This is a genomic window from Duganella sp. Dugasp78, from assembly GCF_059491455.1.
Window position 1 is genome coordinate 4,083,853 of sequence record NZ_CP168506.1, and the last position, 25,933, is coordinate 4,109,785.

The following is a 25,933-nucleotide window of genomic DNA, read 5'->3' on the forward strand; positions in this document are numbered from 1 at the left end:
ATGAGCATATCGAATCTGAAATTCAGCTTGACCGGTCTTGGCGCACTGTTGCTCTGTACGTCGGCCATGGCCCATGGCGACGTCAGTCCGGCCATGGTCGCCGATAAATTCGTGGACGCGCTGCAGCATCAGCGTTTCAGGGACGCCGCAGCCATGTTCGCGCCGGAGGCAACGCAAGATGCCGGCGCGGCCGAGCGCACCCTGAAGCGCGTCGACGACAGCCTGGGCGGCTTCTCGACGATGCATCCCATTGCAACGCTGCCTGAGGGGAAGAGCATCAAGCTGGAAGTGCCTGCGCATAAAAATGGCTCGCTCAAGGTTCAGAGGTTTGTGCAACTCCGGTACACGTCCCTCGCCAGCGATGGGCAGCCGGTGTTTTATGAATTGAACCTCACGGCCGGCAACGGGCCACCGAAGGTCTTGTCGTTCGGGCTGCATCTTCCTGTGATAGATGCGCAATCGACGAAACGTGCGAATCAACTCGCGAGTGCCATCAACCGTTGATGCGCGCCTGCGTGGGTAATGGCAAGACGAATGAACTTGATAACCAGGGAGACGAGGCAATGGCGGATGGAAAATCGTGTGTGGAATGTGGCGGCAGCGAGCATTTTTCAAAAGAAGTCGCCCCGCCTGCTGAACTGCTCCCGGTCGGCTTCCTTCATGGCGCAAAATATCGCGTCGTAGTCTGCGGCGATTGCGGGTTCACCCGGTGGTTTGTCGCCGAGCGTTTCCTGCCGCTGGTAAAAGAGAAGTTCGAAGCGGAGCAGTGACGCGCGCGGGGCCGTAAGCCGGCCGGTGCGCCGCGCGCTGCGCGTCCGTGACAGAATGTACGCACAGTTATCGTGAAAGATGCGTATGTCACCGGAACTCGTCTGCACCATCGGCCATTCGAACCGTACGATCGAGGACTTCATCGAGCTGCTGCGCCTGAACGGCATCGCTTGCGTGCTCGATATCCGGACGGTGCCGAAGTCGCGCCACAACCCGCAATTCGGCCAGGACCAGCTCGCGGCCTCGCTGGCCGGGGCCGGCATCGAATACCGCTACCTGCCGGGCCTTGGCGGCCTGCGCCGTCCGCATAAGGATTCCCCCAATAGTGGTTGGCGTAACCTGTCGTTTCGCGGTTACGCCGACTATATGCAGACCGATGAGTTTGCGGACAACGTCGATGCGGTGATTGAACTGGGGCGCAGCAAGTCCTGCGCGCTGATGTGCGCGGAAGCCGTGCCGTGGCGCTGCCACCGCTCGCTGGTGGCCGACGCCTTGCTGGTGCGCGGCGTTCATGTCGACGAGATCATTGACGCCCGCCAGCGGCGTCCGCACAAGCTGACTCCCTTTGCCTGCGTCGAGGGCTTGCGTATCACCTATCCGCCGGAACCGGATCAGCCGGCCCAGTGAGCCGCCGCCATCCGCACCATGCTTCGTTCCACGCCGAAGCATGCGCCGATTCAAACAGCTATCTTGTCGATTCGATGACAGGAGGCTGCAATGATCAAACTGATGGAAACGCACCTGGAGCCGTCGCGCGAGCTGCTTTACAATGCCGTCAACGCCTTTTTGCTCAGGAGCGCCACATGATCGCCGTGATATTCGACCGTGAAGCGCAAAGCGCAGGCCGTGCCGACGTGTTCGACAACTATCGCTTGCGCGTGGCCAGCGTCATCCGCGATTACGGCTTGATGGAGCGCGACGAAGCGCCGCCATACCATCCGCCGGTGGCCGCGCGATGAGCACGCCGCAACCGCGCTTCGCCCGCGTGGCCGCCGCGATCGGCGATCCGACCCGCGCGCTCATGCTGTCGCGATTGCTCGATGGCCGCTTCTACACCGCCACTGATCTGGCGCAGCATGCCGGCGTCTCCGCGCCGACCGCATCGCAGCACTTGAAACTGCTGGTGGAGGAGCGGCTGGCGAGCGTGCGCGCGCAAGGACGCCATCGCTACTACATGCTCGCCGACGGCAACGTCGCTCACGCGCTGGAGGCGCTGCTGCGTGTGGCTGACGGCGCGCTGCCCGAGAGCACGCGCTGGCAGGCGCCGGCCATGCGCGGCCTGCGGCATGCGCGCAGCTGCTACGGTCATCTGGCTGGCGTGCTGGGCGTTGATCTGTGCCGCTGCTTCGTCGACAACGGCTGGGTGAAACCAGGGGAGGGCGATGGTCACGACTATCCGCTCACGCCTGCGGGCGAAGCGCAGCTGCGGCAGCTGGGCATCCGGCTGTCGGAAGGCGCGTCGGCCCAGCGCCAGTTATACGGCTGCGTCGACTGGTCCGAGCGGCGCGATCACTTCGCCGGGCCATTGGTCGTGGCGCTGCTGGACAACTTCGTCGAGCGCGGCTGGCTGCGCCGCAGCGACGACACGCGCGCGCTGCAAGTCCCGGCCAGCGGCAAGGCCGAACTGGCCGCGTGGCTCAGAAGCGGAACTTGACGTAGGCTGCCGGGCCATTCAGCCGGACGTTGACGTCGGTCGCGTCGCGGTCGCGACTCAAGCTGATCTTGGTCGCGCTGTATTCCGCCACCAGTCCGACGGCGGGCGTCGGATACCATTCGACCCCGATGGCGCCGCCATAGATGTGACCGTGGATGCTGCCGCCGTTCTTCTTGATGCCGCTGGCGTCCGCATACATGCGCAGGTTCTGCGAGAAGGCGTGGCGCCAGCCCAGCTCCAGCAAGGGCGCGTAGGCGTTCTCGTTTTCCGCATACGCGGCATTGCCGGCGATGCCGTTTAACACGCCGCTGGCGGTGCCGTCGACGCGGGCGTGGTAATAGGCGGCGCCGACGCCGATGCCAAACACGTCGTTGCCACTGCCTAGCCACCATTTGTAGGCCAGGTTGGCCAGGTCCAGCTTCAGCCTGGCGTCCAGCCGGCCGTTGCCGGTCAGCGGAATGCCGTTGCGGTTGGTGGTGCCGCTCAGGCTGGGGTTGTAGGTTTTGCTGTAGTTGTAGTAATCGAAGTCCAGGCCCTGCGTATCGCCCAGCAGCAGTTGCGCCCTCACGCGCGGCAGCGTGACATGATCGGCCTGGTAGCTGCCGCTGTCGATGTGGCCGTAGTTGGTGTCGCCTTCGAAGTTGATGCGCGGATTGGCGTAGTACGCGCCGACCGAGACGTTGGCGCGGTCAAGCGCCGGCGAGGGATCGGCCCAGGCGGTCGCGGTAGCGCTGCTCAGAGCGAGCAGGGCGGCGGCACAGATGGCGTGCCGGGCCGATGGTGTGCATGAGAACATTTAAGACTCCGATCAATTGGCGCTTGAATTTCGGAATCTTAACAACCGCCTATTGCGATAGACGTCGGCGCACTCCCAAATATGTCGTGGGACTGGTCCTACTCGTCCTCTTCGATGCGCGTCGCCAGCGCCGCCGCGATGAACATCGATATGCCGCCGAGCACCAACATCATCACGGCGCTGCCATGGAAGACCCGCGTCAGGAAGTAGCCCAGGCAGACGCCGGACACCACCTGCGGGATCACGATGGACATGTTGAACATGCCCATGTACATGCCCATTTTCTTAGCCGGAATTTTCCCCGCGAGGATGGCATACGGCATCGACAAGGTGCTGGCCCACGCCAGCCCGACGCCGACGAACGACAGCAACAACATCGTCGGCGAGGTGATGAAGTAGATCGAAATGAAGCTGAGTCCGCCCACGACCAATGCCAGCGCGTGCGCGGTCTTGCGGCTGGTGCGCGCGGCGATCAGCGGCAGCACGAAGGCGAAGGCGATCGAGGCCGCGTTGTAGACCGCGCCGCACACGCCCCACCAATTGGCGCCTTCGTTGTACAGCGCGGAGGTGGTGTCGGCGGCATGGTAGATGTGCTGGGTCAGCGTGGCCGTGCCGTAGGTCCACATCGAGAACCAGGTGAACCAGGTGAAGAACTGCACCAGCGACAACTGCACCATGATCTTCGGCATGTTGAGGTAGTCGTTGATGAAGCCGCGCAGGCCGGTCGGCGCCGGCGTCGTCTGTTCCTGCTCCGGATGGAATTGGCTCAGCTGTTCCGGCGAGTATTCGCGCGTGCGCAGCACGGTCCACAGCACGGCCGCCAGGTAGATCGCGCCGCCGATGTAGAAGGCATAGACCACCGAGTCCGGCGCCTTGCCGGCGACGGCGGTGTTGGCGACGTCGAACCAGTGCGTCAGCACCCACGGCAGGGCCGAGGCGCCCACCGCGCCGACGCCGATGAAGAAGGTCTGCACCGCGTAGCCCGTGGTCAGCTGTTCTTTCGGCAGCAGGTCGCCGACGAAGGCGCGGAACGGTTCCATCGAAATATTGATCGCGACGTCGAGCACCAGCAGCATGGCGGCGGCGCTCCACAGCACGGTGGCGTTCGGCAAGCCCAGCATCGCCAGCGCGGCCAGTACCGCGCCGAGGAAGAAGTAGGGCCGACGACGGCCCCAGCGGCCCCAGGTGCGGTCGCTCAGGTAGCCGATGATGGGTTGCACCAGCAGGCCGGCCAGCGGCGCGGCGGTCATCAGGAAGCCGATCTTGTCGAGCTCGGCGCCCATGGTCTGGAAGATGCGCGGGACGTTGCTTTGCTGGAGGGCGAAGCCGGCCTGGATGCCGAGAAAACCAAAGCTCATGTTCCAGATGGCCCAGAACGACAGCTTCGGCTTTGGTGTGGGCGTGGTGGTGCCGCCGGTCTCGGCCAGTTTCAGGTTTGCATGCATGGGGAATCTCCGTTTTTGTTGGCGTATTATCTACTTGAAAAAGTAGTTTGGCTACAAAATACGGAGATTCAGCAAGATACAAGGATGTTTTCTTGTATCTTAGCTACATTTTTTTAACGGCGGCGCGATTCCCGCTCCGGATCCGGCCCGTTGACCATGGCCTGGACGATGCCGTTGCGGTCGAATTCCACGTGCATCACGGAATCCCAGACGTTTTGCTCTTTGTAGCGATAAACCCACACATCGCCGTCGACGCTGGCGTAATGCACCTGCTGCGCCGGCTTGCCAAAGGTGCTGAGGACGGTTTGCTTGTCATCCTTGCGCGGTTTGATGACAGCGAACTTCTCGCTGCTCAGCACCTGCTCGAAGGAAATCAGCTTGCCGTCCGGGCCGATGCGGGCCATGTGGGTGTACTGGCCGAACGGGCCGCCGGCGTACTCGAGCATGATGTCGGGGCCGTTGGCATAGGTGGCAGTGGGCTGGCCCAGCTTCGCCTTGACGGCGTCGACGGGTTCGCCGGCCGCCAGCGGAGGGGTGTTGAGGCTGGCGCAAGCGCTTAGCACGGCTGGCAAGATTGCCACAAATATCAGTTTTTTCATCGCAAACCCCTCTATAGGACCGGAAAGATAGAACAATTGTAGCCAACACAGGATACATGTGCGAGTTTTTCCGCTATACTTCCGGGTCTGGTCTTCGGATCAGTTTTTTTTGAAGTTCACGATGTGCAGGGTTACGACTCCGCGCACCGCATGTTAAAGGTAAATATCATGACCGTAGAAAACATCAACAAAGCCGCCATTATCGCGGACAACGCCCGTGGTCAAAAAGACACCGGCTCCCCGGAAGTTCAAGTTGCGCTGCTGACCGCACGCATCAACGAATTGAACGGCCACTTCAAGGCACACAGCAAGGATCACCACTCGCGTCGTGGTCTGATTATGATGGTTAACCGTCGTAAGAGCCTGCTGTCCTACCTGAAGGGCAAAGATGCTACCCGTTATCGCGATCTGATCGCTAAACTGGGTCTGCGTAAGTAATTTTTTGCGTCATCCGGCTTAATCGAAATGCCTGCGCCAGTTTGCTGACGCGGGCATTTTGTCATTTTCGCCGGGAAAATTGCCAAGCAGAATAGCGTCTTGGCAGTGCGACATGGAATTCCTGGGTTTTAGCAGTTGCAGTAAAGACGGCACATGCCGTCTGTGGTGAGGTGAACGACAGCCCCTGAAAATCTGTCGGCAAATAGAAAGGGATTACCCATGTTTAATAAAGTTACGAAAACCTTCCAGTACGGTCAACACACCGTGACGCTGGAAACCGGCGAGATCGCTCGCCAGGCCTCCGGCGCAGTCATGGTATCGATTGAAGATACCGTGGTACTGGCAACTGTCGTGGCGCGCAAAGACGCCAAGCCAGGCCAGGACTTCTTCCCGTTGACCGTCGACTACGTTGAAAAAACCTATGCTGCCGGTAAGATCCCGGGCGGTTTCTTCAAGCGTGAAGGTCGTCCTTCGGAAAAAGAAACACTGACGTCCCGCCTGATCGACCGTCCTATCCGTCCGCTGTTCCCGGAAGGCTACCTGAACGAAGTACAAGTGATCATTCACGTGCTGTCGGTCAACCCTGAAATCGATCCAGACATCGCCGCCATGATCGGCGCATCGGCCGCCCTGTGCGTGTCGGGCGTACCGTTCAACGGCCCGGTCGGCGCAGCGCGCGTCGGCTACGCCAACGGCCAGTACATCCTGAACCCTACCGTTGAACAACTGAAGACCTCGCAGATGGATCTGGTGGTCGCCGGTACCGAAACCGCCGTGCTGATGGTGGAATCGGAAGCGCAGCAGCTGTCTGAAGAGATCATGCTGGGCGCCGTGGTGTTCGGCCACACCGAAATGAAAGCAGTCATCGACGCGATCCACGACCTGGTGCGCGACGGCGGCAAGCCGGAAGTTGAATGGGTCCCACCTGCGAAGAACGAAGCGCTGATCGGCCGCGTGACGCATTTCGCAGCAGGCAAAATCAACGAAGCCTACCAGACCAAAGACAAGCAGGAGCGCACCGCCAAGCTGAAGGCCGCCACCAGCGAAGTGCTGGCTGACCTGTCCGCTGAAGCCGCCGCCGCTGGCGCCGCGCCAGTCGACGCAGCCGAAGTGAACAACATCCTGTTCGACATCGAAGCCAAGATCGTCCGTACCCAGATCCTGGACGGCGAGCCACGCATCGACGGCCGCGACACCCGCACCGTGCGTCCGATCTCGATCCGCACCTCGGTGCTGCCACGTACCCACGGTTCGGCGCTGTTCACCCGCGGCGAAACGCAGGCGCTGGTGGTTGCCACCCTGGGCACCGCACGCGACAGCCAGAAGATCGACGCGCTGATGGGCGAGTTCACCGACTCCTTCATGCTGCACTACAACATGCCACCGTTCGCCACCGGCGAAACCGGCCGCGTCGGCACGCCTAAGCGCCGCGAAATCGGCCACGGCCGCCTGGCCAAGCGCGCGCTGATCGCCGCGCTGCCAGCACCGGAAGAGTTCAGCTACTCCGTGCGCCTGGTGTCGGAAATCACCGAGTCGAACGGTTCGTCGTCGATGGCTTCGGTCTGCGGCGGCTGCCTGGCGCTGATGGACGCTGGCGTTCCGATGAAAGAGCACGTCGCCGGTATCGCGATGGGCCTGATCAAGGAAGGCGGCAAGTTCGCCGTGCTGTCGGACATCCTGGGCGATGAAGATCACCTGGGCGACATGGACTTCAAGGTAGCCGGTACCCGCAACGGTATCACCGCGCTGCAGATGGACATCAAGATCATGGGCATCACCAAGGAAATCATGCAAGTGGCACTGGCGCAAGCCAAGGAAGGCCGCGAGCACATCCTGGGCGAAATGCAAAAAGCCATGCCGCACGTGAAGACCGAACTGTCGGACTTCGCACCGCGCCTGATCACCATCAAGATCAACCCGGAGAAGATCCGTGACGTCATCGGCAAGGGCGGCGCAGTCATCCGCGCGCTGACCGAAGAGACCGGCACCCAGATCGACATCAGCGACGAAGGCGTGGTCACCATCGCTTCCGTCGACGCTGCCGCCGGCCAGGAAGCCAAGCGCCGCATCGAAGAGCTGACCGCATCGGTCGAAGTGGGCAAGACCTACGACGGCGTGGTGTTGAAGCTGCTGGACTTCGGCGCGATCGTTCAGGTCATGCCAGGTAAAGATGGTCTGCTGCACATTTCGCAAATCGCCAACGAGCGCGTCAACGCCGTTGCCGACTACCTGAAAGAAGGCCAGGCAGTGCGCGTCAAGGTTCTGGAAACCGACGACCGCGGCCGCCTGAAGCTGTCGATGAAAGCCGCTGCTGAAGAAGCCGCTGCTGCAGCCGCACAGTAATCCCCGACTAGTCCGATCGAAAGCCGCCCTTCGGGGCGGTTTTTTTTCGTCCCGGACTTTTCGAGCTGCGTCCGCGAAACCAGTTTGACCGGCCTGCCCAAAGTCCGGGAGTGGGACTTTGGACAGAGATTAGCGCCGGATTATTTTCCGTCGTAAGTGACGCGGTACACGCGGCCACCATAGTCGTCCGACACGATCATCGAACCGTCCGGCAGCGTGGCCACGTCCACCGGCCGGCCCACCACGTCCTCGCCGCGCAGGAAGCCGTCGATGAAGGCGGTGTCGGTGACGACCTTGCTGTTGTACAGCGTAATCAGGCGCACGCTGTAGCCGCTCTTGGTTGAGCGGTTCCATGAGCCATGCTCGGCGATATAGACCTGGTTGCGATACGCCTCGGGGAACTGCTTGCCGGTGTAGAAGCTCAAACCCAGCGGCGCCACGTGCGGCCCCAGCTTGGCGACCGGCGGCTCGAACTCCTCGCAGCTGCGGCCCTTGGCAAAGTCGGGATCCGGCACCACGCCGCCGTGGCAATACGGGAAGCCGAAATGCAGGCCGGCCTTGGGCGCCACGTTCAACTCGCACGACGGCGTGTTGTCGCCCATCTCGTCGCGGCCGTTATCGGTGAACCACAGCACCTTGGTGGCCGGATGGAAGGCGAAGCCCACCGTGTTGCGCACGCCGCGCGCGTATTCCTCCAGCTGGCTGCCGTCCGCGTTCATGCGGTAGATCTTGGCGCTCTTGGTATCCTCGACATCGCACACATTGCACGGCGCGCCGACCGGGATGTACAGCTTGCCGTCCGGCCCGGCCTTGATCACCTTCTCGCCGTGCCACTTGTCGTTCGGCAGGCTGACCTTGACCACCTCGTACGACGGTTTCTGCGCATAGCGCTTGTCGATATTGTCGAAGCGGATCACGCGGCCGATCTCGCCCACATACAGCGCACCGTTGAGTAGCGTCACACCGATCGGGTGTGCCAGGCCTTCGGCAATGGTGACCACGTCGGCCGTCTGCTTGTCGGCGCGCGGCACCAGCGCGTACACCTTGCCGGCATTGCGCGAGCCGACATAGACGATGCCGCTGTCCGACACCACCATGCTGCGCGCGGCGCTGACCTGGTTGGCGTAGACGCTGATATGGAAGCCCTTGGGCAGCTTGAAGCCGGCCAGGTCAGGCACAGTCTGCTGTGCCTTGGCCTCAGGCGTCAGCGCCACGGCTGGCTTGGCGGCGTTGGCGGCAATCAGGTCGGCCAGCAGCGCGATCTGCGTGGCGTTCAGGGCAGGGGACCAGGCCGGCATGTCCTTCTCCGGCACGCCCTTGCTGATGATCTTGATGAGGTTGGCCTTGGTCGGCGCGCCATGCAGCCAGGTGTGATCGCCCAGCGACGGGCCGACGGCGCCCTCCATCTTGACGCCATGGCAGGCGGAGCAATTGGCCTGGTAGAGTTTTTCGGCGGCGCCAAGTTTCGGCTCGGCCGCCTGGACGGCCAGGGAGGCGATGGTCGCGGCGGTTGCCGCGATGGCGGCGCGCAGGGTGGATGGTTGCATGGACGGCTCCGGTCGGTGGCGAACCGACATTGTGCCAGTCTCTGCCGTGTATGACCATGGTGCCCGGCACGGCCGTCCAAAAAAGCTCAGCCAGCGGTCAGTACCAGGCGCGGTTCCGCCGTCGGCGCGGCACGCGACGCCGCAGCGGAGCCGGGCCGGGCAGCAGGGATGGCAAGCCCGTCGGCCGCCGCCGCGTCCTCCACCTGGAACACGCTCACCAGCCCGGCCAGGTGGCCGGACAGCCCCTGCAACGCCTCCGCCGCCGCGGCGGCCTGTTCCACCAGCGCGGTGTTCTGCTGCGTCACACCGTCCATTTCGATGATGGCCTGGTTGATCTGCTCGATGCCGGCTTGCTGCTCGGCGCCCGCGTGCATGATCTGCTGCATGATGTCGCTCACGCGCTTGACGCTGGCGACCATGTCGCTCATCGTCAGCCCGGCCTCGTCGACCAGCGTGGCGCCGTTGGCGATGGTCTCGACCGACTTGCCGATCAGTTGCTTGATATCCTGGGCGGCGCTGGCCGAACGCTGCGCCAGGTTGCGCACCTCGCTGGCGACCACCGCGAAGCCGCGTCCCTGCTCGCCGGCGCGGGCCGCCTCCACCGCCGCGTTCAAGGCCAGCAGATTGGTCTGGAAAGCGATGCCGTCGATCACGCCGATGATGTCGACGATCTTGCGGGACGAGGCGGTGATCGATTCCATCGTCGTCACCACTTCGGCCACCACCTCGCCGCCGCGCGCGGCCACGCCGGACGCGGCCGACGCCAGCTGGTTGGCCTGGCGCGCGAACTCGGCGTTCTGCTTGACGGTGGCGGTCAGCTGCTCCATCGACGACGCTGTCTCCTCCAGCGAACCGGCCTGCTGCTCGGTGCGGGCGGACAGGTCCATATTGCCGCTGGCGATCTGGTTCGACGCGGTGGCGACCGCGTCGGTGCCGGCGCGCACCTCGCTGACGATGGCAGCCAGCCGCGTGCGCATCGCGGCGATGCTGTACAGCAGGCTGGAACGGTCGTCCGGCTGCAGTGCGACCTGCACCGTCAAATCGCCGGCGGCGATGCGGTCGGTGATGCCGGCGGCATAGGCCGGCTCGCCGCCCAGTTGCCTGAGCAGCGAGCGGCTGATCAGCCAGCCCAGGCACAGCGCCAGCGCGACCGACGCGGCGCTCAGCGCCACGATCATCCAGGCCGACTGCGCGCTGCGCTGGAGGATGCCGTCGCCGATCTCGTCGATCACCTCGGTCTGGCGGGTGATCAGCACCTGCAGGCTGGCGAGATACGCCGCGCTGGCGGGCAGGAATTCCTGTTCGACGAGGCGGCGGACCTGCTCGGGATCGCCGCCGTTCTTTTCGGCCAGCACGCGCTTGCGCACGGCCAGGTACTGCGTGCGCTTGTCGGCGGTCGCCGTGAACAGCGCCTTGGCCGCCGGGTCCTTCATCAGTTCGGTGATCTGCTTCAGGTCTTCCTGGGCCTGCGCGGAGGTGCGGGCGATGCTGTCCTCAAAGAACTTCTGGACCTCCGGGTCGGTGGACTTGACCGCCGCCAGCGACCGTTGCAGATTGGTATCGACTAGCCCCTTCCAATGCAGGATCAGGCGCTCCACTTTCAAGCGCCCGCGCAGCAGATTATCGGTGTCGGCGGCACTGCTGCGGATGCTGAGCCAACTGCTCGCGGCGATGGACAGCAACAGCAGCAAAGTCGCGCCGAAGCCGATCATTAGCCGTTTGCCAACCTTCATAGCGGATAAGTTCATGACCATTTCCTCGCGGTAAAAAGGACATACTGCTTCTTAAGCAATCTTTCCACCTTGATCAAGGTACAATGCCGTGGCCTTTTCACCCTCTGCTAACACATTGATGATCAAAAACTGTCTCGCGCTCTTGCTGTGCGGCCTGGCCGTCACCGCAACCGCCCAAAATTCCGACGACTGGAATAAACCGGTCGAACCGTTTCAAATTCATGGCAATAGCTATTACGTCGGCGTGAGCAGCCTCAGCTCGGTGCTGGTGACGTCACCGCAAGGCCATATCCTGCTCGACGGCGGCTATCCAGACTCGCCGCAGCGCATCGCCGCCAGCATCCGCAAGCTGGGTTTCCGCATACAGGACGTCAAGCTGATACTGAGCTCGCACGATCACTTCGACCACGCGGGCGGCATCGCCGAACTGCAGCGCATGACCGGCGCGACGGTGGTGGCCAGTCCGCTGACGGCCGCCGCGCTGAAGCAAGGCAGCATGGCCAAGGATGATCCGCAGTTCGTCGGCAGCACGCCGTTTGCCAAGGTGCGCAAGGTACGCACGGTGCGTGATGGGGAAGCCGTCAAAGTCGGGCCGCTGACGGTGACCGCCATGTACACGCCGGGCCACACGGCAGGCGGCACCAGCTGGACGTGGCGCTCCTGCGAACAAGACCGCTGCGCCAACATCGTCTTCGCCGACAGCATCAATGCGATTTCCAGCGATGGCTATAAATTCACCGCGCACCCGGAAGTGGTGAAGCAATTCGAACAAAGTTATGCGGCGCTGGAGCGCGCCTCGTGCGACATCATCGTCGCCGTGCACCCGGAATTCTCCGGCATGTGGGACAAGCTCAAAAGCGGCAAGCCGAATGCCTTGCTGGATGGCGGCGAAGGCTGCAAAGCCTACGTCAAGGTGGCGCGCGACAAGCTCAATCTGCGTCTGGCCGAGGAGACAAGCAAATGATCGTGGATTTCGATGTGCCCTTTGACAGCCATGTGCTGAAGGGCGACCAGTACGTTGGCGACAGCAACAACCGCGTGCTGTATCTGCACGGCGCCGGCACCGGCAGCCGTCGCGGCCATCATATGCTGCGCAGCGCCTTGCAGCAGCGCGGCATCGGCAGCAGCAGCTTCGATTGCATTGGCCATGGCGACACCGGCGGGACGCTGGCGCAATCGTCGGTGGCGAGCCGCACGCGCCAGGCGCAGGCGGTGGCCGCTGCGCGTGGCCTGCCTGAGCCGCTGGCGATCATCGGCGCCAGCATGGGCGCCTACAACGCCATCCGCTTCACGCAAAGTCATCGCGTCGACGCGCTGGTGCTGATCGTGCCCGGCGTCTTCACGCCGTCGGCATATGAAGTACCGTTCGGACCAGACTTCTCGGTCGTGATACGGCGCGAGCGCAGCTGGGTCGACAGCGACGCCTGGGACATCATGTCGCGCTTCGAAGGCCGCCTGCTGGTGATCGCCGCCGAGAACGACGCCACGATCCCGCGGGAGATTCCGGAACGCCTGGTGGCCGCCGCCACGCGCGCGCAATCGAGCCGGCTGTATGTGGTGCCGGGCGCGGAACACAATCGTCTGTGGTCGCTGCTGGCGGAAGACCCGGCCAGCTTCGATGCCGCCGTCGATATGGTGGCCGACACGGTGAATGGCGGAAGGCAGTAGGAGTCGAACTTACAGGGGAGCGTCTGACGCCCCCCACCGGGTTTGAAGCCCGGCCCCATCACCGGATGAGTATGCCTTCCGTGGTACTACTCGCCACTGTACGACCAGACCGCGTTGGGTCGTATCAAGTGGGTGTTACCCACGCGCCGAGTATAGCCGACGCGATCGAAGAACTCCAATATCTGTATGGCCCGCTTGCGACCCAGTCCGGTCGCGTCGCGGAACGCCGACGCCTGCGCTTCGGGCAGCGACGCCACCAGCGCCGCCAGTTCGGCCAGTCGTTTTGGATGGTAGAACAGGTCCGGCACCAGCTGGCTGATCGCTCCCGTCTTGGAGAGCTTGAGCAGCAGGCGCCGCACCTCCGCTTCCTGCATGCCGTAATCGCGCGACAGGTCGCGTACCCACGGCGGATCGTATGCGCCTTCCAGCAGGGCGGCCAGCAGGGGCTTGGCCTGCGCCTGTTCCTGTTCGCTCAGTTCCACGCTGTGCCCCGGCAGGTGCAGGCTGCGGCCGCGCTGTTTCACCTGGCCTGCGCCGATCAGCGTTTCGATCAAGCGGCTCCATAAGCGGTCTTCCATCTCCGGCGCGACGATGCGCTTGAGGCGCCACAGTTCGGGGCCGGCGTCGTCCGGCGCGCGCGCGTGGAATTCGGTCAGGCCGTTCAGGATGCGCGCTTCCAGCGTTTGAACTTCGGCGGCGGCCAACAGCAGCTGGTCGCCGCCTTGCAGGGCGACCTGGATGGTATCCGGCGGTAGTGCGATTTGATCGGCCGGCAGCTGCGACAGGCGCACCAGCGCCGACATGCGCAAGCCCAGCGCGCTGCGGGCCAGCAGCGAGGCGACATCGCCGCTGGCGACGAAATCTGATAGCGCTTGCAACCACGCCAGCCGCGTGGCGCTGCGCCGCTTGCGCGCCGGGCCGAAGGGATCGAGCACCATGCCGCCGCCGATGGTGGCGGTGGCCTGCGCATTGCGGATCACGAAGCGGTCGCCGGGGACGGCGTGCACCGCCGCGTCCAGCACCAGCTGCACGCGGCCGGTCTGGCCCGGCGCCAGCACGTCGCCGTCCAGCATCACCACGTTCGCCGTATGGTGCGCAGCCCCCAGGTGCACGTGCAACGGCGACCATGGCTTCAGCGTCTGACCGCAGTCCGGCATGAGCGTCAGTTCGACGTCGATGCGTTCGGAGCAGGCGGCGAGCGCCGGGGCGACTACCCAGGTGCCGCGCTGTATCTCTTCCTTCGACACGCCGCTTAAATTCAATGCCAGCCGCTGACCCGCGCGGCCGCTGTCGGCGCCCCGGTTCTGCGCATGGATGCTGCGCACGCGCGCCTGCTGTCCGCCCGGCGCCAGTTGCAGCACATCGCCAACGCGCACGCTGCCCGCCAGCGCCGTGCCGGTGACGATGATGCCCTGGCCGGACAAGGTGAACACACGGTCCACGCCAAGCCGGAACAGGCGCCGTTCGTCGCTGGCCGGCAGCGATGCGGCCATCTGCGCCAGATATCCCCGCAAAGCCTGCACGCCGGCGTCCGCGTCCGCGCTGGCGTTGGTGCGGAAGATCGGCGCCTCGGCAAAGTCGGTCGCCGCCAGCAGGGCATTGATGTCCCGCTCCACCTGTTCCACGCGGGGCGTGTCGACACGGTCTATTTTGGTCAGGGCCACGGCGCCGCGCCGCACGCCCAGCAGCCGCAGGATGGCGAGGTGTTCCAGCGTCTGCGGCATGATGCCGTCGTCGGCGGCGATCACCAGCAGCACGGCGTCGATGCCGGTAACGCCTGCGGCCATGGTGCGGATAAATTTTTCATGACCTGGCACGTCGATCACGCCGAGGATCTCGCCGTCGGGGTGGTCGATGCGCAGCGGCGTGTAGGCGTAACCGAGTTCGATGGATATGCCGCGCGCTTTTTCTTCCTTCAGCCGGTCGGTGTCGACGCCGGTAAGTGCGCGCGTCAGCGTGGTCTTGCCGTGGTCGATATGGCCTGCCGTGCCGACGATCATATGGCCAGCAGCGCCAGTTGGTCTGTGAAGCGCTGGCGCTGGTGGTCGTCCAGGCAGCGCAGGTCTAGCCACAAGGCGTCCTGCGCGATGCGGCCGATCACCGGCAGCGGCAATGCGCGCAGGCGCTGTTCCAGCACGCCCAGCGCATTGCTGATGCGTCCAGCAGCGGCGGCGCGTATCACCAGGCCGTGGCTGGGTAGCTGGTCGACGGGCAGGGCGCCGCTTCCGATCTGGCTCATCATCGCTTCGCTGCTGACTTCATAGCCGGCGCCCAGCGCCGCCTGCAATGGCGGCAGCAGCGCCTGCGCCAGCTCGCGCATGGCGGCGGCGGGGCGCGTCAGCAGCTTGAGTGTGGTCAGGCGTTCGGGCAGCAAGTCCGGCGCGCGGTACAGCGCGAGCACCGGCGCCAGCGCGGCCAGCGTCAGTTTGCCGACGCGTAGTGCGCGCTTGAGCGGATTCTTCTTGATCTGTGCGATCAAGTCGGCGCGCCCGACGATGATGCCGCACTGCGGCCCGCCCAGCAGCTTGTCGCCGCTGAAGGTGACAAGGTCCGCACCGCTGGCGATGGTTTCGCGCACCGTGGTTTCGTGCGGCAGGCCATATTGTTCAAGGTCGACCAGCGTGCCGCTGCCCAGGTCCACCGCCAGCGGGATGTTGTGCTGCTTCGCCAGCGGCGCCAGCTCCGGCAACTCGACGCTCTTGGTGAAGCCGGTGATGGCGTAGTTACTGCAATGGACTTTCATCATCAGCGCGGTCTGTGGGCCGGCGGCTTCGGCATAGTCCTTCAGGTGCGTGCGGTTGGTGCTGCCCACTTCGCGCAGCACGGCGCCGGCGCGGGTCATGATGTCCGGGATGCGGAAGGCGCCGCCGATTTCCACCAGCTCGCCGCGCGAGACGATCACCTCCTTGCCTTGCGCGATCGTGTTCAGCATCAGCAGCACGGCGGCCGCGTTGTTGTTGACGATGGTGGCCGCCTCGGCGCCGGTCAGTTCCAGCAGCAGGTCTTCGACCAGGTTGTCGCGGTCGCCGCGCTTGCCGGTGTCGATATCCCATTCCAGGTTCATCGGCCAGCGCAGCGCTTCGGCCACGGCTTGCACCGCGCTGTCGGGCAGCAGCGCGCGGCCAAGGTTGGTATGCAGGACAGTGCCGGTGAGATTGAAGACAGGGCGCAGCGGCGAACGGCTGGCGTCGTGCAGGCGGTTGGCCAGCATGGCCAGCAAGGCCGGGATGCCGGTATCGCCAGTGGCGGCGGCCGGCATGCCGTCGCGGCGGCTGGCCAGCATGATGCTGCGCCGTTCGGCCAACAGCACGCGTGCCGCCTCCAGCGTCTGCACGCGGCCGTATTCGGCGATCAGCGGTTCGCATGCGGTGTCCGACAGGATCAGGTGAACGGCAGGCAGGTGGATGGCGCCCGCCGCTGCTGGCGCGCCCGCTTCGGCGCCAGTGGGCGAGGCGGCGTCTTTGCGCCGGCCGGCGGTGGTCGCGGTGTCCGGCTTGCCGCTCATTCGGCGTTGAACCACAGCAGAGGATTACCGCTGGCGCGGGCGTAGCCGGCTTCGCCCACCAGCAGATCCAGCGCCAGGCTGGCCAGGTCGTCGGCCAGCGGTTCGACGTTGTAGTCGTGCTCCTGGTTGAAGATCTTGCGGTAGGTACGGCAGTCGTCGCAGGTTTCGGCGCGCGCCACCTTGCTTGGGTCATTGGCCTTGTTGGCGATTTCCGACGTAGTGCCGGCTGCCTCGGCCGGTTCGATGCTCTGGTAGGCGATGCGCGCCGTATGCTCACAGCACGAGCATTTGACCCGCACCATATGCCACTCGCTGGCGCAGCAGCTGCACTGCAAGTAGCGATAGCCCTGCGATTGTCCGCCGATGCGGATCACGCTGGCCACCGGATGCGCGCCGCACACGGGGCACAGTGTATTCGTCACCAGTGGCTGCACGCGCTGCGCGTCCAGCTGGCCGGCGCGCATGGTCCACATCACCTGCAATGCGGCCGCCACGAACGGCGCGTGCAATGGATTCACGCTGTCGGTCAGCTCCGACAGCACGGCGTCGGCGCAGCCTTCCAGCTCGGCGCTGTCGAGCGCGCGCAGTTCGGCCAGCACCGTGGCGATCTGCGGCTGGCCTTCCGCCAGCGGATCGAGTTGATCGAGCAGGGCGTCGAACACCGCGCGCCACGACGGCGGCCGCGCGCCGCTGACGGGCAGCGGCGGCATATTGTGTTCGAGCGAGACGTCGATGTCGGCAGCGTCGGGCAGGGCGAAGGCCTCTGCCGGAAGGGAGAGCGCCACGGCGGCCTGCGCGTCGACCAGTGCCGCCATCAGCAGCAGGTAGCCGCTTAGCGTCTCGCCGACCGGGATACCTTTGATTTCATTTTTTGCAAGCTGGCGCAGGCGGGCGGCGCGCGCGGAGAACAGGCTGCGTGACTGCGGCAGCAGCAGGCGCGGAATGGCGTTGTGATCGAGCGCTTCGATCTCGCCGGGTGCAAGTAGACGTTGTACCAAGATGTCTCCCAGATTACCGGCGGCGACGGAGCCGCCGGCCCGGAGACTATTCTAATCCTAAATTGCTGAGCTAATCACGCGATTTTCGGGCGACTTCCTCGAACCAGCGCGGGTGATGTTTGCGCGCCCACCCATAAGTGACGGCGCCGCGCACCATCGCGCCGATCGAACCTTTCACCCACAAACCCGCGTAGATGTGGACCACGATGGAGCAGATAATCACGAACGCGCAGAAGGCATGCAGCAGCGCGGCGAAGCGCACGATCTCGATCGGGAAGTAGAACGCGAAGTAAGCCCGCCAGATCACCACGCCGGACAGCAGCAGCCCGCCCATGCAGAAGATCAGCACATAGAACAGCAGCTTCTGCCCCGCGTTGTAGCGGCCCACCTTGGGCAGTTTGTCTTCGCGGTTGTTGACGACGTCGCCGATTTGATCCAGCCACTGCTTGTCGCCCGGCTCGAACTTGTTATGGTGCCAGAAGCGCATCACCAGCAGCGCAAACGACACGAACATCACCAGCCCGATAAACGGATGCAGGATACGCGTCCACTGGCCGCCGCCGAGGAACACGGCCATCCACGCCGTCGCCGGATGGAACATCGCCAGCCCGGACACCGCCAACAGGATGAAGCAGATGGCCGTCACCCAGTGGTTGCTGCGCTCATTCGGCGTATAGCGCTCGATCAGCGGATTGCCATCCTTGTCGCGATTTGGGGTGCTCATTTTTCGCCCTCCCGGATACGGTTGGCCTCATGCAGCGCCTCGGCTTCCTCGTCCTTGCTGACTTCATTCGGACCGACGCGCGAATAGTGAAACCATCCCGCCAGCGCGGTGACGGCGATGCCGGCCAGCGCCAGGGGCTTGGTCAAGCCCTTCCACAGCCCGACCATCGGGCTGATGCTCGGATTCGCTTTCAGGCCGTGGTACAGGCCCGGTTGGTCCGCATGGTGCAGCACATACATCACGTGCGTGCCGCCGACGCCTGCCGGATCGTACAAGCCGGCGTTGGCGTAGCCGCGCGACTTCAGGTCCTCGATGCGCTCCACCGCGTGCTCCTTCATGTCCTCCTTGGTGCCGAAGACGATGGCCCCGGTAGGGCAGGTCTTGACGCAGGCCGGTTCCTGGCCCACCGCCACGCGGTCCGAACAGAGCGTGCACTTGTAGGCGCGGTCGTCCTTCTTCGAGATGCGCGGCACGTCGAACGGACAGCCGGCCACGCAGTAGCCGCAACCGATGCAGTTCTCCTGATGGAAGTCGACGATGCCGTTGGTGTACTGGACGATGGCGCCCGGCGCCGGGCAGGCCTTCAGGCAGCCGGGGTCTTCGCAGTGCATGCAGCCGTCTTTGCGTATCAGCCATTCGAGGTTGCCGTCGTTGCGCTCGTGTTCCGAGAAGCGCATCACGGTCCACGATTGCGGCGACAGGTCGATAGGATTGTCGTACACGCCGGTGGTCTCGCCGATGTCGTCGCGCAGGTCGTTCCATTCCATGCAGGCGGTCTGGCAGGCCTTGCAGCCTATGCACTTCGACACGTCGATCAACTTGGCGACGGTGCCGGTGACAGGCGTGCGCGCCACCGGCTCCTGCACCGTCGTCGCCGACATGCGCTTGATATCAAGGGATTGTAGTGCCATGGTCATTCTCCTCGGGCGGTCATGCTTTTTCCACTTTCACCAGGAAGGACTTGAATTCCGGTGTCTGTGAATTGCCGTCACCAACCGTCGGCGTGAGGGTGTTGATCAGGTAGCCCGGTTTGGTGACTCCCTTGAACCCGAAGTGAATCGGCAGTCCGACCTGGTGGGTCTTCTTGCCGTCGATGATGAGCGCCTTGATACGCTTGGTCACCACGGCCTTGGCCACGATGTGCCCGCGCTTGGAGCTGACCTTGACGCGGTCGCCGTGCGCGACGCCGAGCTCCTGGCCCAGCTCCTCGCCGATCTCGACGAATTGCTCCGGCTGGATAATGGCGTTCAGGCGCGCGTGCTTGGTCCAGTAGTGGAAGTGCTCCGTCAGCCGGTAGCTGGTGGCCACGTGCGGGAACTCCGCCACCTTGCCCAGCTTGGCCCGGTCGTTCGGGAACATGCGGCCGGCCGGGTTGCTGGTGGCGCGCGGATTGTTCGGATGCAGCGGGTTGTGGCCCACCGGCGTTTCGAACGGCTCGTAGTGCTCCGGGAAGGGACCTTCGGCCATCGCGTCGCGCGAGAAGAAGCGCGCCACGCCTTCGGCCAGCATGATGAAGGGACCCATGCCGTTTTCCGGCGGCTCGTCCGCCTTGAAGTCGGGGACGTCGGCGCCGGCCCAGTTGGTGCCGTTCCATCCCACCAGCTTGCGGGTGGGGTCCCACGGCTTGCCTTTCGGGTCGCACGAGGCGCGGTTGTACAGGATGCGGCGGTTGGCTGGCCAGGCCCAGGCCCAGTTCAGCGTCTGGCCGATGCCGCTCGGGTCGGAGTTGTCGCGCCGTCCCATCTGATTGCCCGCCGCGGTCCAGCAGCCGGCGAAGATCCAGCAGCCGCACGCCGTGCTGCCGTCGTCGCGCAATTGCGCGAAGCCGGCCACCTGCTCATTCTTCTTCAGGATGACTTTTGTCGGGTCCTTGGGATCGGTGAGCTCCTTCAGCGCCTTGCCGTTGTACTCCATCGCCAGTTCTTCCGGCGTTGGGCTGAACGGTTTGGTATAGGGCCAGGTCAGGTTGACGATAGGGTCGGGGAATTTGCCGCCGTCGGTCTGGTACATCTTTTTGATGCGCAGGAAAATACCGGACATGATCTCAAGGTCGCTCCTGGTCTGACCCGGACCATCGGCCCCTTGCCAGTGCCACTGCAGCACGCGCGAGGAGCTCACCAGCGAGCCGCGTTCCTCGGCGAAGCAGGTAGTCGGCAGGCGGAACACCTCGGTCTGGATCTTGGTCGGATCGACCTGGTGGAACTCGCCGAACGGACGCCAGAACTCCGCTGTCTCAACCGCCAGCGGGTCCATCACCACCAGGTACTTCAGCTTGGACAAGGCTTCCGTGATCTTCTGCTTGTCCGGCGCCGAGGCCAGGATGTTGAAGCCCTGGCAGATGTAGCCGTTCATCTTCCCTTGATGCATAAGCTCGAAGGCCTGCATCATGTCGTAGGGTTTGTCCAGCTTGGGCAGGTAGTCGAAGGCGTAGTTGTTCTCCTCCGTGGCGGCGTCGCCCCACCAGCACTTCATGAAGCTGACCAGGAACTTCTTCGCGTTGCTGTAGTAGCTGAGCTGATTCGGACGCAAAGGCTTCAGCGCCCGCTTGGCGGCATAGGCCTCGAAGTCCTGCTCCGCTTCGCCGGGCAGCGTCAGGTAGCCGGGCAGCATATTGGTCAGCAGCCCCAGGTCCGTCAGGCCCTGGATGTTGGAGTGGCCGCGCAGCGCGTTCATGCCGCCGCCGGCGATGCCGATGTTCCCCAACAGGAGCTGCACCATGGCGCCGGTGCGCAGCGTTTCCGCGCCGGTGGAGTGCTGCGTCCAGCCCAGCGCGTACAGGATGGTGGCGGCGCGGCCTGGAACGGCGGTCGATGCCAGCATCTCGGCGACCTTGAGGAACTTCTCCGGCGGTACGCCGCAGGCTTTCTCCACCATCGCCGTCGTATAGCGCGCGTAGTGCTTCTTCATCAGCTGGTACACGCAGCGTGGATGCTCGAGCGTGGCGTCGATCTTGGCAAAGCCGTCGTCGCCCATCTCGTAGTTCCAGCTGCTCTTGTCGGTGTACTTGCCCGCCTTTTCGTCGTAGCCCGAATACAGGCCGTCGTTAAAGGCGAAGTCCTCGCGGACGATGAAGGGCATGTCCGTGTAATTGCGGACGTACTCGTGCTGTATCTTGTCGTTCGTGAGCAGGTAGTTGATGATCCCGCCGAGGAAGACGATGTCCGCGCCGGTACGCGTAGGGACGTAGTAGTCCGCCACCGAAGCGGTACGGGTAAAGCGCGGATCGACCACGATCAACTTGGCGCCGCGATGCGCCTTCGCTTCCGTGACCCATTTGAATCCGCAAGGGTGTGCTTCTGCTGCGTTACCGCCCATGACCAGGATGACATCAGCGTTCTTGATGTCCACCCAGTGATTCGTCATCGCACCACGTCCAAATGTCGAGGCAAGACCTGCCACCGTCGGACCGTGTCATACACGCGCTTGATTGTCGAATGCCAGCATGCCCAGACTGCGCATGGTTTTATGGGTTAGGTAACCTACTTCGTTGGTGCTCGCCGACGCGCACAGCATGCCGGTGGTGGTCCAGCGGTTGACGGTCTTGCCGTCCGCCGTCTTGTCGATGAAATTAGCGTCGCGATCGGCCTTCATCAACTTGGCGATGCGGGTCAGCGCGTCGTCCCAGGACATCTTGCTCCATTCGGTCGCACCGGGCGCGCGGTACTCCGGCACCATCAGGCGGTTTTCGGAGTGGATAAAATCGATGAGGCTCGCGCCTTTGGGGCACAGCGTCCCACGGTTGACCGGATGGTCGGCATCGCCCTCGATGTGGATGATGCTGGCCTTGGCGTTCTTGGCGCCGTCGCCCAGGCCGTACATGAGAATCCCGCAGCCCACGGAGCAGTAGGGGCAGGTGTTACGGGTTTCGGTGCTGCGCGCCAGCTTGTACTGCCGGACTTCGGCCAGGGCCGATGCCGGCGCAAAACCGAGGAGCGCGATGCTCGAACCCGCGATGGTCGCGCCAGTCACCCGAAGGAACTGACGCCTGGTCATCTGGTTCATGGGGTAAGCCTCTCATATTATGAAAAGACCTACCAAGTCTATCACTATAAAAAAAGAAGTTCCGTACCGAATTGCATCGGTTGTTGTGTTTTCGGCAGCCGTTAGTCTTAGGGGATAGCTTAAATGCCAAGTTTGCATCGACGTTCTTACTGGAGCAGCGCCTCGATCTGCGCCAGCGACGGCGGCGAAGCACCGGCACCCAGGCAGGCGGCGGCGCCTGCCGCCACGGCGAACTGCAAATGCTGCAAAGGCTGGTTTTGCGGGCGATGCATCATGCTCCACGCCAGCGCCGCGATGCTGGCGTCGCCCGCGCCGACGGTGTCGATCACGGTGATTAGCGGCGCAGGCAGGTGCCACGCCTGGTCGCCGACGTGCAGCGATGCGCCGGCCCCGCCCTTGGTGTACAGGCAGGTGGCGGCGGGATTCCAGCCGCGCAGCGTAGCGAAGGCGCCATCGATATCGGTGGTGCGGAACAGTCCTTCCAGATCTTCTTCGGACACCTTGATCACGTCCGCCAGCTCCGTCATGCGGCGCAGCGTGGCGTCGTAGCGTTCGTCCATCAGCAAGCGATAGTTTGGGTCGTAGCTGATGCGCACACCGTCCTGCTTGAGCTGTTCGGCCAGTGCCACCAGCTTGTCCGCCAGCGGCTGGCGCGCCAGGCTGATGCCGCCAAAGTGCACCCATTTGCAGTGCTTGCGCCAGCCGTCCGGTAGCGCCGTCGCATCGAACTGCAAGTCGGCGCTGTCGTCACCGACGAAGAAGTAGGCCGGTGGATCGGTGCGGTGCACGATCGCCAGCAGCGGCGATTTGTCGCAGCGCTGAAGGAAGCGCAGATCCAGCCGCGCAGCCTCGCTGGCCTGCCACAGCGCGTCGCCGAAGACATCGCGGCTGATGGCGCCGGCGAAGGCGGTCGGCACATCCAGCCTGGCCATGGTGCGCGCCACGTTCCAGGTCGAGCCACCCACTTGACTGAGCCACTGCTGCTGTTGCGGGTCCTGAACGATCATGTCGGTCAGCGCTTCACCCGCCGCCACGAATACCGGAAAGGCTGTCATCTTAGTCCTTTAAAACGTTAAGCACTTCGTAGCAGGCGCCCATGGTGTGATAGTCCACCTTGCCGGCGGGGCTCTTCTCGTCGGTCAGCTTGCTGTTGTCCGCGCCAAGGATACGATACCAGGCGCCATGCTGGTGGTCGACGAAATGCTCCCAGCTGTAGGCCCAGATTTTATCGTACCAGGTCCAGTAGCGCATCTCGCCGGTACGCGCGGCCAGCAGCGCCGCGGTGGCCAGGCTTTCGGCCTGCACCCAGAAGTATTTGAGGTCGTCGCAGATGCTGCCGTCCGGAGCGAAGCCGTAGTAGATGCCGCCGTGCTGGTGGTCCCATGCCTTGGCCAGCGCCGCGTCGAACAGCTCGACGGCGCGCGGCAGCAGCCAGTTGCTGCCGCCTTCCAGTTGCGCACCGTGGCGCTCCAGCAGCAGCAGCAGCTTGGCCCACTCGGTCAGGTGACCCGGTTGATAACCCCAGGGGCGGAAGATGTTGCTCTTGTCGTGGCGGTTGTATTCGGTGTCGACCGACCAATCGGCGTGGTAGTGCTCCCAGATCAGGTTATCGGCCAGCGTGGCTTGGCGTTGCGTGATGTTGTGGGCCAGCGTTTCGGCGCGCAGCAGGTAGGCTCGTTCGCCGGTTGCTTCGAACGCTGCGATCAACGCTTCGCATGCGTGCATGTTGGCGTTCTGGCCGCGATAGGAGGCGAGGGTAGACCAATCGGCGCTGGCTTCGTCGGCGTACAGGCCGTGCGCGGATTGCCAGAAGCGCTGTTCCATCAGCGCGTAGGTTTCGGCGATCCAGATACGTGCCTGGGTCTCGCCGGCCATCAGTGCATGGCTGTAGGCGAGCAGCACAAAGGCCAGTCCGTAGCAGTGGTTGGTGCCGTCGGTGACGATGCCGGCGCCGTTGTTCCAGTCCAGCTGCCAGGCGTAGCCGCCGGTGTCGGCGTTACGGTGCGCCTTGCGCAAAAAGTCCAGGCCATGGCGCAGGCGCTGTTGATCGCCGGCTTCGCCGAACTGGCGCCACGCCATCGCATGCGTGAAGATGAAGCGTGTGCTGCTGACCAGGTGGCGGGTGTGCGCATCGTAGACCGTTCCATCATCCTTGTAGAAGTGATAGAAGCCGCCGCTGGGGTCCACGCAGCGATCGTCGTAGAAGTGCTTGGTGTGGCGTATGTGGTTCAGCAGCGTCGCGCGGGATTGAAAATCTGGTACCATCGTCAGGTCCGTTTGTGGGTTAAAAAGAGCAGGCCGCCTTGTACGGCAAGCGCTGTATGTTTTCCAGGCGCGCAGCAGTCCCCGCGTACGGCTCCTGCGAACCGTACGCCCTGCGGCAAAACCTGGTCTGTAAAGATTATTTCTGTATGCGCCAGCCGTCGAAAACGGTGCTTGCGCGGACGATCAATTCCACCGGCGCGATCTTTTCTACCGTTTCTTCCTGCTGCCCGCTGAGCAGCAGTTCCACGCCAAGTGCTCCCAACGCTTTCTTATCGATGCGCAGCGTTGTCAGCGGCCGATGTCCCAGCACGGCGGTCGCGATGTCGTCGAAGCCGACGATGGCGATGTCGTGCGGGACCTTCAAACCCTTGGCCAGGCAGCAGCGCATCGCCACCAGCGCGGCGCTGTCGTTGTAGCAGAACACCGCATCGGGCGGATGGGGCAGGGACAGCAGCTGCTCCATCGCTTCCCAGGCGCCGGTTTCCAGGTCCACGCCGTCCGGCAGTCCGGCTTCCAGGCGCGGATCGGCCAGGATGCCTTCTTCAAACAGCGCCTGCCGGTAGCCGCGCGCGCGCTCGCGGATGCTGTAGTGCGACAGCGGGCCGGAGATGAAGCCCACGCGTGTGCGGCCGGTGTCGATCAGGTGCTTGGTGGCCAGGTAGCCACCCATCATATTGTCCGGGTTGACGGAGCTGTAACCGCGCAGCTGCATGTCGATCAGCACCAGCTGCTTGCCGGTCGAGCGCAGGGCGCTCAAGGTTTCCGGTTCGAAGAAGCCGGCGCAGACGATGCCGTCCGGCGCATGCATGCGTATCTGGTCGATCAAACCGTCCGCCGGACCGACCGCCATGAACGACAGCACGATGCCCTGTTTGCGGCAGGCTTCCTCGGCGCCGTGCAGCACCGGCGAGTAGAACGGGCTGCTCGACGCGGTGTTGTGTTGGCGGTGCAGCAGGAAGGTCAGCCGCCGCAGACGCTTCGGCCGCAGCTTGCAGAAGTCGTAGCCCAGTTCCCGCGCCGCTTCCAGCACCATCTGGCGGGTGGCCTCGGTCAATCCCGGTTCATTCTTCAACGCCCGCGAGATGGTCCCGGCGGACACCCCGGCGACACGGGCGATATCCCGTATCGTCACTCCGGCGACATTCGTGGCATTGCCCATCTACCCTCCAAGTATCTTTATGAAACTGCTCGCGGCGCGGCCGTCGACAGGATTCTGTGTGACGCAGTCTTGCATAAGCGTCCATGCCCGGTCAAACAGCTAGATGATTTTCCCGAAAAGTTTAGCGCAATTTACTAAACATGCCAGCTTTAGCCCTTCGCCATGCCGCTGTGGCGGCGTCGCGGCTATATCGGTGTGTTTAGTGAAGGTGGCTAAACTGCGGCCGAAATACGCTTGCTGTTTGACCGCCGGATAGCGCCCATGCAGAATCTTTTTCATTAATATA

At 63.8% G+C, this 25,933-nt stretch carries 23 protein-coding genes, 1 tRNA gene and 1 pseudogene; 9 read left to right on the top strand and 16 right to left on the bottom strand.

Annotated features, from left to right (window positions below):
* The 5 genes and pseudogenes from ACEN9O_RS18075 to ACEN9O_RS18095 all read left to right on the top strand — a co-directional run bounded on the left by ACEN9O_RS18075 (position 1) and on the right by ACEN9O_RS18095 (position 2,425).
* A complete protein-coding gene (locus tag ACEN9O_RS18075) occupies positions 1 to 504 on the top strand; it encodes a hypothetical protein (protein WP_495613228.1) in 504 nt (167 codons plus the stop codon).
* Positions 504 to 770, top strand: a complete 267-nt coding sequence (locus tag ACEN9O_RS18080) for a hypothetical protein (RefSeq protein ID WP_495613229.1) — start codon at positions 504 to 506, stop codon at positions 768 to 770. Before ACEN9O_RS18075 ends, ACEN9O_RS18080 begins: the two co-directional genes overlap by 1 nt.
* Before the next feature lie 85 nt (positions 771 to 855).
* Complete coding sequence (locus ACEN9O_RS18085) at positions 856 to 1,398, top strand: DUF488 domain-containing protein (RefSeq protein ID WP_495613230.1); 543 nt, start codon at positions 856 to 858, stop codon at positions 1,396 to 1,398.
* A gap of 197 nt (positions 1,399 to 1,595) precedes the next feature.
* Positions 1,596 to 1,730 (top strand): annotated as a pseudogene (locus ACEN9O_RS18090) (antibiotic biosynthesis monooxygenase); the annotation flags it as partial.
* Positions 1,727 to 2,425, top strand: a complete 699-nt coding sequence (locus ACEN9O_RS18095) for an ArsR/SmtB family transcription factor (protein WP_495613231.1) — start codon at positions 1,727 to 1,729, stop codon at positions 2,423 to 2,425. The pseudogene ACEN9O_RS18090 and the gene ACEN9O_RS18095, both read left to right, overlap by 4 nt.
* Here the strand turns inward: ACEN9O_RS18095 and ACEN9O_RS18100 are convergent.
* From ACEN9O_RS18100 to ACEN9O_RS18110, 3 genes are all read right to left on the bottom strand, one after another.
* A complete protein-coding gene (locus ACEN9O_RS18100; protein WP_495613232.1) occupies positions 2,409 to 3,221 on the bottom strand; it encodes a porin family protein in 813 nt (270 codons plus the stop codon). The genes ACEN9O_RS18095 and ACEN9O_RS18100 overlap by 17 nt on opposite strands.
* Positions 3,222 to 3,319: 98 nt before the next feature.
* Positions 3,320 to 4,666: an MFS transporter gene (locus tag ACEN9O_RS18105; RefSeq protein WP_495613233.1), complete on the bottom strand. Its 1,347-nt coding sequence runs from the start codon at positions 4,664 to 4,666 to the stop codon at positions 3,320 to 3,322.
* A gap of 113 nt (positions 4,667 to 4,779) precedes the next feature.
* Positions 4,780 to 5,265 carry a putative periplasmic lipoprotein gene (locus ACEN9O_RS18110; RefSeq protein WP_495613234.1) on the bottom strand — a complete coding sequence of 162 codons (486 nt, stop codon included), beginning with the start codon at positions 5,263 to 5,265 and terminating at the stop codon, positions 4,780 to 4,782.
* 168 nt (positions 5,266 to 5,433) lie between these two features.
* Between ACEN9O_RS18110 and rpsO the strand changes: the two genes are divergently transcribed.
* Positions 5,434 to 5,703: a 30S ribosomal protein S15 gene (rpsO, locus tag ACEN9O_RS18115; RefSeq protein ID WP_008450438.1), complete on the top strand. Its 270-nt coding sequence runs from the start codon at positions 5,434 to 5,436 to the stop codon at positions 5,701 to 5,703.
* 219 nt (positions 5,704 to 5,922) lie between these two features.
* Entirely contained in the window at positions 5,923 to 8,046 is a 2,124-nt protein-coding gene (pnp, locus tag ACEN9O_RS18120) for a polyribonucleotide nucleotidyltransferase (RefSeq protein ID WP_495613235.1), read from the top strand.
* Between the two features lie 140 nt (positions 8,047 to 8,186).
* Here pnp and ACEN9O_RS18125 read toward each other — a convergent pair whose 3' ends face one another.
* Both ACEN9O_RS18125 and ACEN9O_RS18130 read right to left on the bottom strand, forming a co-directional pair.
* A complete protein-coding gene (locus ACEN9O_RS18125) occupies positions 8,187 to 9,593 on the bottom strand; it encodes a PQQ-dependent sugar dehydrogenase (RefSeq protein ID WP_495613236.1) in 1,407 nt (468 codons plus the stop codon).
* An 86-nt stretch (positions 9,594 to 9,679) separates the two neighbouring features.
* Positions 9,680 to 11,341 (bottom strand): methyl-accepting chemotaxis protein, encoded by a 1,662-nt coding sequence (locus ACEN9O_RS18130; RefSeq protein ID WP_495613237.1) that lies wholly within the window; start codon positions 11,339 to 11,341, stop codon positions 9,680 to 9,682.
* A gap of 103 nt (positions 11,342 to 11,444) precedes the next feature.
* Between ACEN9O_RS18130 and bla the strand changes: the two genes are divergently transcribed.
* Entirely contained in the window at positions 11,445 to 12,290 is an 846-nt protein-coding gene (bla, locus tag ACEN9O_RS18135; RefSeq protein ID WP_495613238.1) for a subclass B3 metallo-beta-lactamase, read from the top strand.
* Positions 12,287 to 12,994, top strand: coding sequence for an alpha/beta hydrolase (locus tag ACEN9O_RS18140; protein WP_495613239.1), 708 nt, complete (start codon positions 12,287 to 12,289; stop codon positions 12,992 to 12,994). The genes bla and ACEN9O_RS18140 overlap by 4 nt, the downstream gene beginning before the upstream one ends.
* On the opposite strand, the gene ACEN9O_RS18145 is transcribed toward ACEN9O_RS18140, so the two are convergent.
* From ACEN9O_RS18145 to ACEN9O_RS18195, 11 genes are all read right to left on the bottom strand, one after another.
* A tRNA-Sec gene (locus ACEN9O_RS18145) sits at positions 12,979 to 13,074 on the bottom strand. The genes ACEN9O_RS18140 and ACEN9O_RS18145 overlap by 16 nt on opposite strands.
* Positions 13,075 to 13,080: 6 nt before the next feature.
* The gene (selB, locus tag ACEN9O_RS18150) at positions 13,081 to 14,994 is read right to left on the bottom strand and encodes a selenocysteine-specific translation elongation factor (protein WP_495613240.1); all 1,914 of its coding nucleotides are present in this window, start codon (positions 14,992 to 14,994) and stop codon (positions 13,081 to 13,083) included.
* Positions 14,991 to 16,499, bottom strand: coding sequence for an L-seryl-tRNA(Sec) selenium transferase (selA, locus tag ACEN9O_RS18155; RefSeq protein WP_495613241.1), 1,509 nt, complete (start codon positions 16,497 to 16,499; stop codon positions 14,991 to 14,993). Before selA ends, selB begins: the two co-directional genes overlap by 4 nt.
* On the bottom strand, positions 16,496 to 17,497 hold the full coding sequence (gene fdhE, locus ACEN9O_RS18160) for a formate dehydrogenase accessory protein FdhE (protein WP_495613242.1): 1,002 nt from the start codon (positions 17,495 to 17,497) through the stop codon (positions 16,496 to 16,498). Before fdhE ends, selA begins: the two co-directional genes overlap by 4 nt.
* 70 nt (positions 17,498 to 17,567) lie before the next feature.
* On the bottom strand, positions 17,568 to 18,221 hold the full coding sequence (locus ACEN9O_RS18165) for a formate dehydrogenase subunit gamma (RefSeq protein ID WP_495613243.1): 654 nt from the start codon (positions 18,219 to 18,221) through the stop codon (positions 17,568 to 17,570).
* A complete protein-coding gene (fdxH, locus tag ACEN9O_RS18170) occupies positions 18,218 to 19,132 on the bottom strand; it encodes a formate dehydrogenase subunit beta (RefSeq protein WP_495613244.1) in 915 nt (304 codons plus the stop codon). Before fdxH ends, ACEN9O_RS18165 begins: the two co-directional genes overlap by 4 nt.
* Positions 19,133 to 19,151: 19 nt before the next feature.
* The gene (fdnG, locus tag ACEN9O_RS18175) at positions 19,152 to 22,223 is read right to left on the bottom strand and encodes a formate dehydrogenase-N subunit alpha (protein WP_495613245.1); all 3,072 of its coding nucleotides are present in this window, start codon (positions 22,221 to 22,223) and stop codon (positions 19,152 to 19,154) included.
* Between the two features lie 146 nt (positions 22,224 to 22,369).
* Positions 22,370 to 23,278 carry a carbohydrate kinase family protein gene (locus ACEN9O_RS18180; RefSeq protein ID WP_495613246.1) on the bottom strand — a complete coding sequence of 303 codons (909 nt, stop codon included), beginning with the start codon at positions 23,276 to 23,278 and terminating at the stop codon, positions 22,370 to 22,372.
* 1 nt (position 23,279) lies between these two features.
* Complete coding sequence (locus ACEN9O_RS18185) at positions 23,280 to 24,488, bottom strand: AGE family epimerase/isomerase (RefSeq protein WP_495613247.1); 1,209 nt, start codon at positions 24,486 to 24,488, stop codon at positions 23,280 to 23,282.
* 136 nt (positions 24,489 to 24,624) lie between these two features.
* On the bottom strand, positions 24,625 to 25,647 hold the full coding sequence (locus tag ACEN9O_RS18190; RefSeq protein ID WP_495613248.1) for a LacI family DNA-binding transcriptional regulator: 1,023 nt from the start codon (positions 25,645 to 25,647) through the stop codon (positions 24,625 to 24,627).
* Positions 25,648 to 25,746: 99 nt separating this feature from the next.
* On the bottom strand, positions 25,747 to 25,926 hold the full coding sequence (locus ACEN9O_RS18195; RefSeq protein WP_495613249.1) for a hypothetical protein: 180 nt from the start codon (positions 25,924 to 25,926) through the stop codon (positions 25,747 to 25,749).
* Positions 25,927 to 25,933: the final 7 nt, after the last annotated feature.

What these genes read in the sequence shown, in the direction of transcription:
- bla (WP_495613238.1), top strand. Translation starts at nt 11,445, where the DNA reads ATGATCAAAAACTGTCTCGCGCTCTTGCTGTGCGGCCTGGCCGTCACC.
- rpsO (WP_008450438.1), top strand. Translation starts at nt 5,434, where the DNA reads ATGACCGTAGAAAACATCAACAAAGCCGCCATTATCGCGGACAACGCC.
- ACEN9O_RS18100 (WP_495613232.1), bottom strand. Translation starts at nt 3,221, where the DNA reads ATGTTCTCATGCACACCATCGGCCCGGCACGCCATCTGTGCCGCCGCC.
- ACEN9O_RS18185 (WP_495613247.1), bottom strand. Translation starts at nt 24,488, where the DNA reads ATGGTACCAGATTTTCAATCCCGCGCGACGCTGCTGAACCACATACGC.
- ACEN9O_RS18190 (WP_495613248.1), bottom strand. Translation starts at nt 25,647, where the DNA reads ATGGGCAATGCCACGAATGTCGCCGGAGTGACGATACGGGATATCGCC.
- ACEN9O_RS18105 (WP_495613233.1), bottom strand. Translation starts at nt 4,666, where the DNA reads ATGCATGCAAACCTGAAACTGGCCGAGACCGGCGGCACCACCACGCCC.
- ACEN9O_RS18075 (WP_495613228.1), top strand. Translation starts at nt 1, where the DNA reads ATGAGCATATCGAATCTGAAATTCAGCTTGACCGGTCTTGGCGCACTG.
- ACEN9O_RS18110 (WP_495613234.1), bottom strand. Translation starts at nt 5,265, where the DNA reads ATGAAAAAACTGATATTTGTGGCAATCTTGCCAGCCGTGCTAAGCGCT.
- selA (WP_495613241.1), bottom strand. Translation starts at nt 16,499, where the DNA reads ATGAGCGGCAAGCCGGACACCGCGACCACCGCCGGCCGGCGCAAAGAC.
- ACEN9O_RS18165 (WP_495613243.1), bottom strand. Translation starts at nt 18,221, where the DNA reads ATGAGCACCCCAAATCGCGACAAGGATGGCAATCCGCTGATCGAGCGC.
- selB (WP_495613240.1), bottom strand. Translation starts at nt 14,994, where the DNA reads ATGATCGTCGGCACGGCAGGCCATATCGACCACGGCAAGACCACGCTG.
- ACEN9O_RS18085 (WP_495613230.1), top strand. Translation starts at nt 856, where the DNA reads ATGTCACCGGAACTCGTCTGCACCATCGGCCATTCGAACCGTACGATC.
- fdxH (WP_495613244.1), bottom strand. Translation starts at nt 19,132, where the DNA reads ATGGCACTACAATCCCTTGATATCAAGCGCATGTCGGCGACGACGGTG.
- ACEN9O_RS18125 (WP_495613236.1), bottom strand. Translation starts at nt 9,593, where the DNA reads ATGCAACCATCCACCCTGCGCGCCGCCATCGCGGCAACCGCCGCGACC.
- ACEN9O_RS18180 (WP_495613246.1), bottom strand. Translation starts at nt 23,278, where the DNA reads ATGACAGCCTTTCCGGTATTCGTGGCGGCGGGTGAAGCGCTGACCGAC.
- ACEN9O_RS18080 (WP_495613229.1), top strand. Translation starts at nt 504, where the DNA reads ATGCGCGCCTGCGTGGGTAATGGCAAGACGAATGAACTTGATAACCAG.
- pnp (WP_495613235.1), top strand. Translation starts at nt 5,923, where the DNA reads ATGTTTAATAAAGTTACGAAAACCTTCCAGTACGGTCAACACACCGTG.
- ACEN9O_RS18130 (WP_495613237.1), bottom strand. Translation starts at nt 11,341, where the DNA reads ATGAACTTATCCGCTATGAAGGTTGGCAAACGGCTAATGATCGGCTTC.
- ACEN9O_RS18195 (WP_495613249.1), bottom strand. Translation starts at nt 25,926, where the DNA reads ATGAAAAAGATTCTGCATGGGCGCTATCCGGCGGTCAAACAGCAAGCG.
- ACEN9O_RS18095 (WP_495613231.1), top strand. Translation starts at nt 1,727, where the DNA reads ATGAGCACGCCGCAACCGCGCTTCGCCCGCGTGGCCGCCGCGATCGGC.
- ACEN9O_RS18140 (WP_495613239.1), top strand. Translation starts at nt 12,287, where the DNA reads ATGATCGTGGATTTCGATGTGCCCTTTGACAGCCATGTGCTGAAGGGC.